This window comes from Catenulispora pinisilvae, assembly GCF_015356865.1.
In the GTDB taxonomy this organism is placed as follows: domain Bacteria; phylum Actinomycetota; class Actinomycetes; order Streptomycetales; family Catenulisporaceae; genus Catenulispora; species Catenulispora pinisilvae.
In genome coordinates, this window is sequence record NZ_JAAFZA010000583.1 from 1 (window position 1) to 541 (window position 541).

Here is a 541-nt window from a genome sequence, read left to right on the forward strand (position 1 = left end):
GGGGAACCGGGGGCGACGCCCGCGCGGGAGGCAAGGGTGACGCCGGCGTGGGAGCAAGGGTGACGCCCGCGCGGGAACCAAGCCGGGAGTAAAGCGAGTAGTCACTGCGGCGGGTGCCCGAGCAGGCACAGCTGCCGCTGTGGCGCACTGGAATCACGGTCCGCGAGTACGGCCTGGGTCGGGTACTCTTTCCCTCTTGAGGGTCGCCCTGGCGGCCTTCTGGAGGGCGCGTAGCTCAGTGGAAGAGCACTCGGTTTACACCCGAGCGGTCGGCAGTTCGAACCTGTCCGCGCCCACCTCGAACGCTGGAGTAAATCGGCGGGGAAGCCTTGTCCTCTTCCGCTTGTGGCGGCCCCTGGTCGCGCTCTCACGGCTCGGCAGCGCCTTGATTCACCAGAAGTTGGGACCTCTCAACACCCTTGCGTGGCCTCGACTTGCCTAGAATCGGCGACGTTGCACCGACCACGGGAGGCGATCGCAGCATGCTGAAGCGCTTCGTCACGCTGGCTGCCGCTGTGGGGCTGGTGGGGCTGGTGGGGCT

1 tRNA gene is annotated in these 541 nt (G+C 67.7%); it reads left to right on the top strand.

Annotation, left to right across the window (positions count from 1 at the left end):
• The first annotated feature begins 224 nt into the window (after positions 1–224).
• Positions 225–296: transfer RNA gene (locus tag IZR01_RS49515), tRNA-Val, on the top strand.
• Positions 297–541 lie beyond the last annotated feature (245 nt).